Below are 12,996 nucleotides of genomic sequence, written 5' to 3'. Positions count from 1 at the left end.
CCGGCTCCTACAGGTTCGGTGTGAACCGATACAAAAAAAGCCCCGCGTTCATGACAAACGCGGGCGTGTTTAGGGATGCAGCAGTTTCTGCGCGCGCTTATCCGCCAGATGCTGAACCACCAGCCGCCCAATCAGCACCAACAGGGTCAGCGAGATCAACAACACCGAAATCGCCGCCACACTCGGGTCGACGTTATCGCGCAAGCCGCTCCAGATCCGCTTGGGCAGGGTGTCGACATTGACGCTGGTGATGAACAGCGTCACCGCCACTTCTTCCCAGGACAGGGCGAACCCCAGCAGGGCGGTTGAAGCCAGGCCCAGTTTCAGGTTCGGCAGGATCACCATGAAGGTGGTCTGCATCAGGCTGGCGCCGAGGTTGCGCGAGGCCAGTTCGATGCGTCGGTCGATCTGGCTGAGGGCAACCAGCATGGTCACCACGCCGTACGGCACCACCATGATCACGTGGGCGATCACCACCCCGGTCAGGGTGTCGTAGCCCATGCCGGGGGCGAAGCGACCCAGCTTGGTCTCCATGAAGTACAGCACCAGTGCGGAAATCACCGGCGGGATCGCCATCGGCAACAGCACCAGGCCGATCAACGCCGTGGCCCATTTGTTGCGCATGTACCAGATACCGAGGCTGAAACTGGCCGCCAGCAGAGTGGCGATGATGCTGGTGGCGAAGGCGATGGTCAGGCTCTGGCTGATGGCATGGAACCAGTCCGGGTTGCTCACCAGCGCCTCGTAGTGACGCAGCGACCAGTTGCCTTCGGGCATCGACAAAAAGCGCTTGCTGGTGAACGACACCGGGATGACCGTCAGCAGCGGGAACAGCATGAAGGCCATGGCGACCACGGCCAGCAGGCGGGTACTCAGGCTTGTGCGATGGGTATTCATAGTGATCTCAGCCTACCAGTCGGTTCACGCGGGTCATTTTCAACAGCACCCAGATCAGCGCGCTGACCAGGGCCAGCAGCACCACGCTGAGCGCCGCACCCAGGCCCCAGTTGCTGGTCTGGAACATTTGCAGGAACACGTACTCGGCGATCATCACCGTTTGCCCGCCGCCCAACAGCACCGGGGTGATGAAGAAGCCCAGGCAGAACACGAAGACCATGATGAACGCGCCGAGGATGCCCGGTAGGGTCTGCGGCAGCAGCACTTGCCAAAAGGTGCGCAAGGGGCCGGCACCCAGGCCGCGCGAGGCCATTAGCACGCGCTGGTCCAGTTGGCGCATGGTCGACAGCAGCGGGAACACGGCGTAGGGGATCATCACGTGGAGCATGCCGATGACCACGCCGATTTCATTGCGGCTCAGTTGCAACGGTTGATCGATCAGGCCCATGCCCATCAGGCCGTTGTTGAGTACGCCATTGCTGCGCAGGGCGATCAACCAGCCGAAGGCCCGCACCAGCACCGAGATCCAGAACGGGATGAAGATGCAGATCTCCACCACTCGCTGCCAGAACGGCGGGCTGAACACCCAGCAGTACGCCAACAGGTAACCCAGCACCAGTGCCAGGCAACTCACGGTCATGCACAGGCGCAAGGTGCGCCAGAGCATCTCGTGGATCGCCGGGTCCGTGGCGATGCGCTGGTACTGCTCGATGCCCGGCGTTGGTAGCGAGAAGCTCCAGCCCACCACGCCGAGAAACGGCAACACGTAGAACACCAGCAACAGCACCGGCAGCGGAAACAGCAGCAGGCCGCGCTCCAGACCCGGCGAACTGAAGCGCGGCTTGGGGGCGGTCAGGGTGGAAGTAAGGGTTGTAGTCATGGTCGATGCCTCACTTGGACAACCGCGTCAGGTACTCTTCCAGGGCTTTGGAATAGTTGTCGGCGTACCACTGGGCGTTGAGGGCGATCTGTTTTTTCAGGTTGGCTTCGGAGGCGCAGTTGGCTTCCAGCTGCTTGGCCGACATCAGTTTTTCCGTGGCGCTGTTCGACGGGCCGTTGCCCAGCAGTTCGAACAACTTGAGCTGGCCTTCCGGCTGCAAGGCTTGCTGGATGAACTGCATGGCCGGCTGGGTGCCCGCCGGGTTGCCGTTGAGCACTGCCCAGCTGCTGGAGTTGATGAAGCCGTTGTCGAAGCTCCAGCGCACGCGGTTGTCGGTGTCTTCGCTCAGCAGCTTGGCGCGGGTGTGCCAGATCGCACCCACCGACACTTCGCCGTCGACCATCAGTTGCTGGCTCTCGGCGCCCGAACTCCAGAACGACAGCACGTGCGGCTTGATCTCGTCGATCTTCTTCATCGCCCGTGGCACATCCAGCGGGTACAGCTGATCGGGTGGAACGCCGTCGGCGAGCAGGGCTGCTTCGAGCATCCCGTTCATCCATTTGTACAGGGTGCGCTTGCCGGGGAATTTCTTCACGTCCCAGAAATCGGCCCAGGTCTTCGGCCCGTTATCACCGAATTTTTCGCTGTCCCAGGCCATCACGTAGCTGAACTGATAGCTGGCGATGCCGAAGTCGGAGCTCAGCGCCGGAGCTACCTGATCGCGCTTGATGGTGTTGTAGTCCAGCGGTTGCAGGATCTTTTCCCGGCCCAGCACGATGGCGCTGTAGCTCTCGACGTCGACCACGTCCCAACTCGGTTGACCGCTGGCCAGTTGCGAGCGGATCGCGCCCTCGGTCGGGCCGGCGCCGTCGATGCGCACCTGGATGCCGGTATTCTTGGTAAAGGTGTCGGTCCACGCCGCACGGAACGCGCTCAGCGCATCGCCACCCCAGTTGACCACCACCAGCGGCTTGTCGGCCGACCAACTGATGCCACTGCGCAACGCCAGCGGTACCGCCGCCAACAGGCCCATGGCCTGGATGAAGGTGCGACGATTGATCTGACCGCCACGGGCCTTTTCGATAAGCACTTCGATGCAGTCTTGTTGGTGATCCTGGCGCATGGACAAGTCCTCAGTCGGCGGATGCCTGCGTGGGCACCGGCCTTTTTGTTGTCATTGGAAGAGAGCTTTGTGACGCAAATTCTTGGGTTTTTCAGGCTTGCAACAGGAAGCTTTGCTGCACCGGCCAGCTCAGCCACACCGGCGCGCCGCTTTGCATCAGCGCCCCCGGGTGATTACCGGGCACGGACAGGTTGATCGGCAAGGTGTCGCCGCCGACCTTCAACGACAGGTGGGTGCTGGAACCCTGGTAGACCTTGTCGGTGAGCTGCGCCGGCATCACGTTGTAGCCGTCCCGGGTCGGGCAATCGCTGTGCAGCTCCATGTGCTCCGGGCGCACGGCCAGCACGATGGGCGCATTGCTCAGCGCATTCGGCGCCTGGGCGTGCAGCACACTGGTGCCGCAGCGGCCGCTGGCGGTCTGGCCATTGCGGGTCAAGTTGTTCAGCGGGAACAGGTTCATCTTGCCGAGGAACTCGGCGACGAAGCGGCTCTCCGGGCGGTTGTAGATGTTTTCCGGGGTGTCGACCTGGGTCAGCTTGCCGTGGTTGAAAATCGCGATGCGCGAGGACAGCGCCAAGGCCTCGTTCTGGTCATGGGTGACGAACACGAAACTGGTGCCGACCTGACGATGGATGCGCTGCAATTCGGTTTGCAGCTGTTCGCGCAGGTTCTTGTCCAGGGCCGACAGCGGTTCGTCGAGCAGCAACAGTTCCGGTTCGAACACCAGCGCCCTGGCAATCGCCACCCGCTGCTGCTGGCCGCCGGACATCTCGGCGGGTTTCTTGTGCATGTGCGCGCCGAGGCCGACGACTTCGAGGATGTGCTTGACCCGGCGATTGCGTTCTTCGGCCGGGACTTTGCGGATGCGCAGCGGGTAGGCGACGTTGTCGGCGACGGTCATGTGCGGGAACAGGGCATAACCCTGGAACACCATGCCGTAGTTCCGCTTCTCGGCGGAGCGCCGGATGATGTCGACGCCTTGCTCCATCAACTTGCCGGCGGTGGGGGTGAGGAAGCCGGCCAGGATCATCAGCAAGGTGGTCTTGCCCGAGCCGGAAGGGCCCAGCAGGGTCAGGAATTCGCCTTGGCGAACATCCAGGTCGACGTTATCCAGCGCCGCGAAACGGCCGTAATACTGGCTGATACCTTGAGCGCTGAGCTGAATCGCTGAACGGCTGGACACAATGAGGTTCCTCTTTTTATTGCCCATAAAACGTACGAGGACGGATGCAAATCCGAAATGGGCTTTGGGCGTTATTATTGTTAAAAATATCGCTACATCAATGGAATTATTTTGCCCGTATTGGTTAGTTTTATTGAACAAATACCTGGCTGGCGCAATGCCCCGAGATAGAGCTTTACCCTGTGGGAGCGGGCTTGCTCGCGAAGGCTGCGTCACATTCAACCTTTTTGGCGACTGACACACCGCCTTCGCGAGCAAGCCCGCTCCCACAGGGGGAGAGGTGGTGTGGTTTAGAGGGTGTCCTGCCAGGTCTGGTGGGATGACTGCAGCTGCGTCTTGACCCAGTTGCTGAAGGCCTGCACCACCGCGCGTTCGGCTTTTTGCGGGTCGGCCGCCAGGTAATAGCCACGGTGCAAGTCAATGGTGATGTCGAACGGGCGCACCAGCAGCCCCTTGGACAAGGCATCGCCGCTGATCAGGTTGTCGCCGATCGCGATGCCCTGGCCGGCAATGCAGGCCGATTGCGCGCAGTGGGCGTCAGAGAACAGGATGCCGCTCACCGCGTTGACCCCAGAGGCCCCCGCGGCGGTCAGCCAGACTCGCCAGTCCGAGTAATCGGTCATGTGCAGCAACGCAAAGTTGCTCAGCTCCTGCGGGCTTTTCAGGCCGCTCAGCGCGTTGATCAGGCGCGGGCTGCACACCGGGAAGAAGCGCAACGCGACAATCTCTTCGACGACCATCTCCGGCCAGTCGCCAATCCCGTAGGCAATGAACAGGTCGGCGCCGGGGTTGCTGATGTCGTCCGGCGTGCGCGGGGAAATCAGCTGCAACTGCACCTGCGGATACTGACGCAGGAACGCGCCGATGTGGTGGCACAACCAATAGGTGGCAAACCCCGGGGCGCAACTGACGCACAGCCGGCCGGAGATCTCCTGGTCGTCGATCGACTGCCCGGCATCGAGCAGGTTCAACAGTATCCCGTGCACCTCCCGGGCATAACGTTCGCCCTGATACGTCAGGCCGATGCCCCGGCCGATGCGCTCGGTGAGAGGGAAGCCGACACATTCCTCGAGCTTGCTGATCTGGTGGCTGATGGCGCTGCGGGTCAGGTTCAGTTCACGGGCCGCAACCGACACGCTGCCGGTGCGGGCGACGGCGTCCAGCGCGCGAAGGGCGGTCATCGAAGGAAAACGCATAAATCATCCCGTGCTTGTTGTGAGTTCGTATGGTGACGTAAATCGAACAGTCAGGCCAAAAAAAATCGATTGTTGTATCGGTTGATTCAACAATACTAGCGCCAATTGTCCTCGGGTCGCTCGGCCCATCATAAAAAGAGGTGCTGCATGACCCGTTGTGCCCAGGCGCTCGTCCAGCTGCTGGAAGGCTATGGCGTCGAAACTGTCTTCGGCATTCCCGGCGTGCATACGGTCGAGCTGTATCGCGGCTTGCACGGCAGCCGCCTGAAACACGTCAGCCCGCGCCACGAACAGGGCGCCGGCTTCATGGCCGACGGTTATGCCCGCGCCAGCGGCAAGCCGGGAGTGTGTTTCATCATCACCGGCCCCGGCATGACCAACATCATCACCGCCATGGGCCAGGCCTATGCGGACTCTGTGCCGATGCTGGTGATCTCCACCTGCAACCGTCGCGAACACTTGCGCCTGGGCCACGGTCACCTGCATGAGCTGCCGGATCAACGCGCGCTGGTCGCCGGGGTCTGCGCCTTCAGCCATACGCTGCAGCACCCGGCGCAATTACCGGAAGTGCTGGCGCGGGCCTTTGCCCTGTTCGGCTGCACGCGGCCACGACCGGTGCACATCGAGATTCCGCTGGACGTGCTGGAGATGTCCGCCGAGGGCCTGGACTTGCGCCCCCGCGCGTTGCCGGCAGCACCGGCGCCAGCACCGGAGGGCATCGCCAGCGCCGTCGAATTGATCCAGAACGCCAAGCGCCCATTGATCCTCGCCGGCGGCGGTGCACGTCGGGCTACCGCAACCCTGACCGCGCTCGCCGAACGTCTGCAGGCACCCGTGGCATTGACCACCAACGCCCGGGGTTTGCTGGCCCCTGACCATCCTCTATTGCTCGACGGCGTGCAGTCCTCGGCCCATGGCCGCGAGCTGTTTGCCGAGGCCGACGTGGTGCTGGCGGTCGGCACCGAACTGGGGGAGACCGATTACGACTTTTTCGGCCTCGGCCCCTTGCAGTTCAAGGCACCGCTGATTCGCCTGGACATCGATCCGCTGCAAATACTTGGCGTGCAAGCGGCCACGGTCGGCTTGTTGGGCGATGCCGAGCAGGGTTTGCTCGCGTTACTGGAGCAACTGCCGCAACACCAGGCCGATGGTGCCTGGGCAGGGGAGCGGGTGAGCCGGGTCAACGCCATCGAGCACGCTGGCTGGAGCGCAAAGCAGAGCCGCATGCAGGCCTTGCTCGATACCGTGCGAGATCACTTGCCAGAGCCGCTGATCGTCGGTGATTCGACCCAACCGGCGTATCAGGGCGCCCTGGGCTACCGCGCGCCAACACCGAACAGCTGGTTCAACGCCGGCAGCGGCTACGGCACCCTCGGCTACGGTTTGCCCGCCGCCATCGGCGCCAAGCTGGCGGATCCATCGCGGCCGGTGGTGGCGTTGGTCGGCGACGGTGGCCTGCAGTTTTCCAGCGCCGAACTGATCGCCGCCAAAGAGGCCGGCGTCGGCGTGATCCTGCTGCTGTGGAACAACAGCAGCTACGCCGAAATCCGCGACTACATGAATGCCAAGGCGGTGCCGTTGCTGGGGGTGGACATCCTCACCCCGGACTTCGCCGCCCTGGCTCGAAGCTGCCACGTCGCTCACCACCGGGCGAGCAATCTGCAGGACCTGCGCGAGCTGCTGGGCCAACTGGGCAACAGCGTCGAACCGGTGATGATCGAGGTGGATGCCGCGACCTTTCTTGCTGACTAAAACAACAACAAATTTTTACGGTCCCCGGACCTTTCAATCTCCTGAACTCAAAGGTGGCTTACATGGCTGAGTCCGATAATTTTTCCTCTACCCATTCCGTGCAGGGGACCTACGCCGACCTGATCCTCGCCAACGGTCGCATCTACACCCAGGACCCTGCCAACCCATGGGGCGAAGCGGTGGCGATTCGCGATGGCAAGTTGATCGGTGTCGCCGGCCTCAGCCAGATCGAAATGTTCAAGGGCCCGAACACCCGTGTGCATGACCTGCAAGGCGCGTTCTGCATGCCGGGCCTGCACGACATGCACACGCACCCCGACCTCGCTTTGGCGCCGCGCTACGCCGATGACCTGGATGTCGGCATCGAAGACCCGACGCCCGAGCAACTGCGCGAAAGCATCCTGAGCTATGCCGACAGTCATCCAGGTGATGGCTGGATCTACGGCCAATATTGGGTGCGCTACACCTTCCGCGAAGCTGGCCTGACCCCGGGCCGCGCCTGGCTCGACAGCGTCATGCCGGACCGCCCCGTAGCGCTGCTCGACCGCATGTGGGGCACCATGATGGTCAACTCCAAGGCCCTGGAACTGGCCGGCATCGATGGCAACACCTCAGATCCGCGCAACGGTTATTTCGAGCGTGACGAACTGACCGGCGAACCCACCGGCCTGATGATCGACGGCGCCTACGCGATGATCCATGCCGCCATGCCGCCGACCCCGGTCAGCGTGCTGCGCCGCGCCTATCGCGATGGCGTGCACTTCCAGAGCTCGCGGGGCGTCACGGCGAGCAAGTACGTGCACGTCTGCGAACAGCGCTTGCAGGCCCTCAAGGAGCTGGATGACAGCGGCGAACTGACGGTGCGCATCGAAGCGGCGATCAGTTGGCAGGACGACATCTTCCCTGTGCGTCGTCGCTGGGAACTGCTCGCCGGCGAGCGTCACTACTATCGCAGCGCACGCCTGAGCGCCAACGCGGTGAAGTTCCACTTCGACGGCACCGTGGAGCCAAAGTCTTCGTACCTGCTGACCCCATGGCCGCAGGAATCGAGCTGGCGCGGCAAGCTCAACCTGACCCCGGAACACATCACTGACATGGTGGTGGACATGGACCGCAAGGGTATCCGCGTGATCGCCCACTGCACCGGCGACGGCGCGTCCGACGTGTTCCTCGATGCCGTGGCCGAGGCGCGTCGACGCAACGGCTTCAGCGGCGTGCGCCACCAGTGCGCCCACAGCACCTTGCTGCACCCGGGCAACCTGCCGCGCTTCAAGGAACTCAACGTCATCGCCGAATTCTCCCCGGCAGCCTGGTACCCGACACCCTTCGCCAGCGGCGCGCGTTCTGGTTACGGCCAGGAACGCCTCAAGCGCATCTATGACTTCAAGGGCGTGCTCGCCGCCGGTGGCACCGCGGTGATGGGCACCGACTGGCCGGTGGCGTCCATCGACCCGTGGCTGGCGCTGGAAACCATGATCACCCGGCAGAACCCGTGGAACGACGACCCGGCCTGCTTCGGCGACCCGATCAGCCTGGAACAGGCGCTGACCGTGATCACCAGCAACGGCGCCGTGGCCATGGGCCTGGAGCACAGCACCGGCAGCCTGCAAGTGGGCAAGGCGGCGGACTTGATCGTGATCGATCGTGACCTGTTCGCTATGCCTGCGCGCAACTACATCCACAAGACCCAGGTGCTGCTGACTTTCGTCGAAGGGCAACTGGTCTACGACCGCCATTCGACGCTGGACGCAATCGGCCTCAAGGCGGTCTGGCAGGGCGAGCCACCGGTGCTGGAGGGCAAGGCAGAATGACCACACCACGAATCGCCGTGACCGTCGTATCGGGCTTTCTCGGCGCCGGTAAAACCACCTTGCTCAACCGCATGGTGCGCCGCGCCGAAGGCAGCCGCCTGGCGGTGATCGTCAACGATTTCGGCGAACTGAACATCGACGCCGCTATCGTTTCCGAGGTGACCGACGCGGTGTACAGCCTGCAAAACGGCTGCATCTGCTGCACCGTGCAGGAAGACCTGCTGGCCCAGCTCGGCAGCCTGGCGCAGTTGGAGCCGCGGCTGGAACGCATCGTCATCGAGTGCAGCGGCGTGTCCGACCCGCAGCGCATCGTGCAGACCCTGGCTTATCCACAGCTGCGCAGCCAGATGCAGCTGGACATGGTGATCACGGTGGTCGACGCCACCCGGCATCTGCAACTGGACGGTGAGTACGCCCGCCTGGCCAGGGCCCAGGTGGCTGCTGCCGATTTGTTGCTGCTGAACAAGACCGATCTGGTCGACGCGCCACAGTTGCAGGCGCTGCGTGATGCACTGGGTTCCAGGACCCGGATTCACGAAAGCGTGCAGGCGCAGTTGCCCGATGCACTGTGGCTGGACACCGATCTGGAGCTTGAAACCCGGGCGTTGAAACCGCTGACCCGAGTTGCCGATGGCGATCACGGCGAGATGTTCAGCAGTTGGCTGTGGCAGAGCGATTCGGCGCTCGATGCCGAGGGTTTGCGCGGCTGGTTGCAGGCGCTGCCCAGTGATGTATTTCGGGTCAAGGGGCTGGTGCGGCTGGCCCAAGGCAACCAGGCGCACTGGTTGCAACATGTCGGTACTCGCAGTCAGTTTTCGCCCGCCACCGATCAGGCCAGCGCCACGCGCCTGGTGTTTATCGCACGCCGGGGTTTTGATGGGTGGGACGCGTTGGGACAGGGACTTGAGGCCTGCACCGTGAAGGTGAGCGCATGAATCCGATCGAACAACGTTTGCGTGAAGAACTCGCCGCCTGTTACCGATTGGTGGCGCACTTTCGCATGACCGACCTGATCTTCACCCACATCTCGGTGCGCATTCCAGGACCTGAGCATCACTTTCTTATCAACCCCTACGGGCTGATGTTCGACGAAATTACCCCGTCCAATCTGGTCAAGATCGACCTCGATGGCCGCGCCGTCGAGCCATCGCCGTACCCGGTGAACCCGGCGGGCTTTGTTATCCACAGTGCGATCCACGGCGCACGGGAAGATGCACAGTGCGTGCTGCACACCCACACCAAATCCGGTTGTGCGGTGGCCGCACTCAAGTGCGGGTTGTTGCCGGTGAATCAGATCTCCATGGAGTTCTACAATCGGGTCGCCTACCACGACTACGAAGGCGTGGCGCTGGACCTGAGCGAGCAGCAACGGCTGGTGGCGGACATTGGCGACAAGCCGGTGTTGATGCTGCGCAATCACGGCCTGCTGACGGTGGGTGAGACGGTGGGGCAGGCGTTCATGCGCATGTACTACCTGGAGAAGGCCTGCGACATTCAGTTGGCGGCCATGGCGGCGGGTGAACTGGTGTTGCCGCCGGCAGAGGTTTGCGCGCATACCGAGCGCCAGTTCAATGAGCCGGGTCGGGTGTTGGAGGAGGGGGAGCTGAATGATCCGGATGCGATGCAATTGGCTTGGGCGGCGTTGTTGAGATTGCTGGAGCGGGTGGCACCTGGGTATCGGGATTAATCTGTGGCTCTGTAAGTAATCGGCTGGCCCCTTCGCGAGCAAGCCCGCTCCCACAAAGGGGTATGTCGCAGTTCCCCTGTGGGAGCGGGCTTGCTCGCGAAGAGGCCATGCCAGGCACCAAAAATTTTCAGGCCTGCCCCGGTGTATTCAGGTTCATGGATCGCACCGCCAGTGCCGCCGCGGTCTGTTCATCGATCGGCAATGAAAACCGAAACGTCGCCCCACGCCCCGGCCTGTCGATCAACTGAATCTCAAGCCCATGCAATTGCAGGATGCGATGCACAATCCGCAACCCCAACCCACCATCACGCCGTGCCCCACCGATATTGAACGGCCGCAAAAACAGCCCTTCGCGCAACTCCGGAGCAATACCCGGCCCGGTGTCGCTGACCGTCACTTCAATGAACGACCCCTGCGGACGCAACCCCAGTTCAATCTCGCCCCCTGGCGGCGTATGGCGCAAGGCGTTGTCGAACAGGTTGGTCAACACCCGCTCGATCAATCCCAGGTCCGCACAGGCCGCAGACACGTTGGGGGCGAACGTGGCCTTCAATTCGACCTGCCGCGCCTCGGCCGTCAATTCGAATTTCTGGAAGATGTCCTGGGCCAGGTCAGTCAGGGAAAACCGCTCCAGCACCGGCTGCACGAAGCCATGCTCCAGCCGCACCAGCTCAAGCAGCGACTGCGCCAGACCGCCAACCTTGCGACTTTGATCCAGGGCGATGCCGAGATAGCGACGACGGTCGTCGGGTGACAGCGTGGCGTCCTTGAGCGACAGGGTTTCCAGGTAGCCATGCAGCGACGCCAGCGGCGTGCGCAGGTCGTGGGAGATGTTCGCCACCAGTTCGCGGCGCTCCTGGTCCTGGCGGGTCAGGGAGCGCCATTGTTCGCCCAGGCGCGCCTGCATCTGCCGGAACGTGGCGTCGAGTATCGCGATCTCGTCATGGCTGGCGGTTTTGTCCACAGTGACGGGCAGGGCCGGCGAGACCGGGACGCCGTCGATGTCGAACTGACTGACGGTGTCGGTGAGACGGCGCAAGGGTCGGGTGATCAACGCAAACGCAGTGAGGCCGGCAATCAGGCACAGCAGCGCGACCAGGCCGATGGACAGCAGGGCAGTATTCAGTGCCGCACTGGTGGCGCCGCGCTCGGCCAGGCGATCGTGGTCTTCACCCAACAGCACCACGTAGAGATAACCGACCGGCTTGCCGTCGACCTTCAACGGCGCGGCGCTGAACACCTTGCGCCCATCGACACTGCGCGGATCATCGCCGGCAATCGGCAAGGCATCGCCCCGCAGCAGGCGCTGGATCGGCGCCAGGTCGACGCGCTCACGGCGGATCCGGCCTTCGGGCGCGGCGCTGCCGACGATCTTGCCCTCGGTGTCCAGCAGGTAAACCTCGACGCTGGGGTTGACCTGCATCAGCTTGCTGAACAGATCGCGCACGGCGTTGGGCATCAGGCCCTGGGTGTCCATCAGCACCGTGTCACTGGCGATGTGCTGCGCCAGGTCCCGGGACAGCCCTTGCACCACTTCCTGCTCATGCATCTGGTTGGAACGCACCTGCAGCCACGCCGAGGTGCCGCAGCACACCAGCAGCAGCACGGCGAACACCAGGGACAGGCGCTGCGTCAGGGTCAGCCTCATGGCCGTGGCTCCTTACCGGTGGCGAATTTGTAACCGCGACCCCAGACCGTGAGGATGCGCACCGGTTGCGCCGGGTCGGCCTCGATCTTGGCGCGCAGGCGATTGATGTGGGTGTTGACGGTGTGCTCGTAGCCTTCGTGGCTGTAGCCCCACACGGCATTGAGCAGGTCCATGCGCGAAAATACCTTGCCCGGCTGGCGGGCGAAAAAGTACAGCAGGTCGAACTCTCGGGGCGTGAGGTCCAGGCGCCGGCCGTCGAGGGCCACTTCGCGGGTGATCGGGTCGATGGCCAGGCCGTCGATGAGCAGGCTGCCGGCGTCCATCTTCAGGTTGCGTGCCATGGCCTCCACCCGGCGCAGTAGCGCCTTGACCCGGGCCACCAGCTCGAGCATGGAAAACGGCTTGGCCAGGTAGTCGTCGGCACCCAGTTCCAGGCCGAGAATCCGGTGCACTTCACTGGAGCGCGCACTGGTGATGATGATCGGCGTATAGCGGGCCATGGCGCGGGCACGGCGGCAGATTTCCAGGCCATCGACACCGGGCAGCATCAGGTCGAGGATCAGCGCATCCCAGTTGCCCTGTTGCAGCAGGCGCATGCCTTCAGTGCCATCGGCGCTGTGCACCACCTCGAACTGCTCGTCCCGCAGGTGCAGGCAGATGAGGTCGGCGATATGCAGGTCATCCTCGACCACGAGGATGCGTTTGGTCTGTTCCATCCAGCTCAATCCTTCTGCGCAGGGTGCGTAATGCCACTCACTGTAGGAGCTGCCGAAGGCTGCGATCTTTTGATCTTGTTTTTAAAGATCAAGATCAAAAGAT

General features: G+C 63.0%; 11 protein-coding genes. 4 read left to right on the top strand and 7 right to left on the bottom strand.

The genetic code is table 11. The features are described from left to right. Positions 1-69: 69 nt before the first annotated feature. From SOP85_RS02310 to SOP85_RS02290, 5 genes are all read right to left on the bottom strand, one after another. Entirely contained in the window at positions 70-897 is an 828-nt protein-coding gene (locus SOP85_RS02310) for an ABC transporter permease (protein WP_323625968.1), read from the bottom strand. Positions 898-904: 7 nt separating this feature from the next. After that, complete coding sequence (locus tag SOP85_RS02305) at positions 905-1,777, bottom strand: ABC transporter permease (protein WP_323625967.1); 873 nt, start codon at positions 1,775-1,777, stop codon at positions 905-907. 10 nt (positions 1,778-1,787) lie between these two features. Continuing rightward, the gene (locus SOP85_RS02300; RefSeq protein WP_323625966.1) at positions 1,788-2,900 is read right to left on the bottom strand and encodes an ABC transporter substrate-binding protein; all 1,113 of its coding nucleotides are present in this window, start codon (positions 2,898-2,900) and stop codon (positions 1,788-1,790) included. 91 nt (positions 2,901-2,991) lie between these two features. Beyond that, positions 2,992-4,083: an ABC transporter ATP-binding protein gene (locus tag SOP85_RS02295; RefSeq protein ID WP_323625965.1), complete on the bottom strand. Its 1,092-nt coding sequence runs from the start codon at positions 4,081-4,083 to the stop codon at positions 2,992-2,994. Positions 4,084-4,373: 290 nt separating this feature from the next. Then, positions 4,374-5,279 (bottom strand): LysR substrate-binding domain-containing protein, encoded by a 906-nt coding sequence (locus tag SOP85_RS02290; protein WP_323625964.1) that lies wholly within the window; start codon positions 5,277-5,279, stop codon positions 4,374-4,376. 147 nt (positions 5,280-5,426) lie between these two features. On the opposite strand from SOP85_RS02290, the gene SOP85_RS02285 reads away from it, so the two are divergent. The 4 genes from SOP85_RS02285 to SOP85_RS02270 all read left to right on the top strand — a co-directional run bounded on the left by SOP85_RS02285 (position 5,427) and on the right by SOP85_RS02270 (position 10,529). Beyond that, positions 5,427-7,031 carry a 5-guanidino-2-oxopentanoate decarboxylase gene (locus SOP85_RS02285; RefSeq protein WP_323625962.1) on the top strand — a complete coding sequence of 535 codons (1,605 nt, stop codon included), beginning with the start codon at positions 5,427-5,429 and terminating at the stop codon, positions 7,029-7,031. A 62-nt stretch (positions 7,032-7,093) separates the two neighbouring features. Continuing rightward, positions 7,094-8,842, top strand: a complete 1,749-nt coding sequence (locus tag SOP85_RS02280; RefSeq protein WP_323625961.1) for an amidohydrolase — start codon at positions 7,094-7,096, stop codon at positions 8,840-8,842. Beyond that, positions 8,839-9,777 (top strand): CobW family GTP-binding protein, encoded by a 939-nt coding sequence (locus SOP85_RS02275; RefSeq protein ID WP_323625960.1) that lies wholly within the window; start codon positions 8,839-8,841, stop codon positions 9,775-9,777. The genes SOP85_RS02280 and SOP85_RS02275 overlap by 4 nt, the downstream gene beginning before the upstream one ends. Then, positions 9,774-10,529, top strand: a complete 756-nt coding sequence (locus SOP85_RS02270) for a class II aldolase/adducin family protein (protein ID WP_323625959.1) — start codon at positions 9,774-9,776, stop codon at positions 10,527-10,529. Before SOP85_RS02275 ends, SOP85_RS02270 begins: the two co-directional genes overlap by 4 nt. Before the next feature lie 127 nt (positions 10,530-10,656). On the opposite strand, the gene SOP85_RS02265 is transcribed toward SOP85_RS02270, so the two are convergent. Both SOP85_RS02265 and SOP85_RS02260 read right to left on the bottom strand, forming a co-directional pair. Next, positions 10,657-12,177, bottom strand: a complete 1,521-nt coding sequence (locus SOP85_RS02265) for a sensor histidine kinase (protein WP_323625958.1) — start codon at positions 12,175-12,177, stop codon at positions 10,657-10,659. Beyond that, entirely contained in the window at positions 12,174-12,893 is a 720-nt protein-coding gene (locus SOP85_RS02260; protein ID WP_323625956.1) for a response regulator transcription factor, read from the bottom strand. Before SOP85_RS02260 ends, SOP85_RS02265 begins: the two co-directional genes overlap by 4 nt. Between the last annotated feature and the right edge of the window lie 103 nt (positions 12,894-12,996).

It is taken from the genome of Pseudomonas sp. YuFO20 (assembly GCF_035064975.1).
GTDB lineage: Bacteria > Pseudomonadota > Gammaproteobacteria > Pseudomonadales > Pseudomonadaceae > Aquipseudomonas > Aquipseudomonas putida_AE.
This window is presented reverse-complemented; position numbering and strand designations above follow the sequence as displayed.

Excerpts from the sequence above, each read along its gene's own strand:
- SOP85_RS02310 (WP_323625968.1), bottom strand. The coding sequence starts at position 897 with ATGAATACCCATCGCACAAGCCTGAGTACCCGCCTGCTGGCCGTGGTC.
- SOP85_RS02305 (WP_323625967.1), bottom strand. The coding sequence starts at position 1,777 with ATGACTACAACCCTTACTTCCACCCTGACCGCCCCCAAGCCGCGCTTC.
- SOP85_RS02300 (WP_323625966.1), bottom strand. The coding sequence starts at position 2,900 with ATGCGCCAGGATCACCAACAAGACTGCATCGAAGTGCTTATCGAAAAG.
- SOP85_RS02290 (WP_323625964.1), bottom strand. The coding sequence starts at position 5,279 with ATGCGTTTTCCTTCGATGACCGCCCTTCGCGCGCTGGACGCCGTCGCC.
- SOP85_RS02285 (WP_323625962.1), top strand. The coding sequence starts at position 5,427 with ATGACCCGTTGTGCCCAGGCGCTCGTCCAGCTGCTGGAAGGCTATGGC.
- SOP85_RS02280 (WP_323625961.1), top strand. The coding sequence starts at position 7,094 with ATGGCTGAGTCCGATAATTTTTCCTCTACCCATTCCGTGCAGGGGACC.
- SOP85_RS02275 (WP_323625960.1), top strand. The coding sequence starts at position 8,839 with ATGACCACACCACGAATCGCCGTGACCGTCGTATCGGGCTTTCTCGGC.
- SOP85_RS02270 (WP_323625959.1), top strand. The coding sequence starts at position 9,774 with ATGAATCCGATCGAACAACGTTTGCGTGAAGAACTCGCCGCCTGTTAC.
- SOP85_RS02265 (WP_323625958.1), bottom strand. The coding sequence starts at position 12,177 with ATGAGGCTGACCCTGACGCAGCGCCTGTCCCTGGTGTTCGCCGTGCTG.
- SOP85_RS02260 (WP_323625956.1), bottom strand. The coding sequence starts at position 12,893 with ATGGAACAGACCAAACGCATCCTCGTGGTCGAGGATGACCTGCATATC.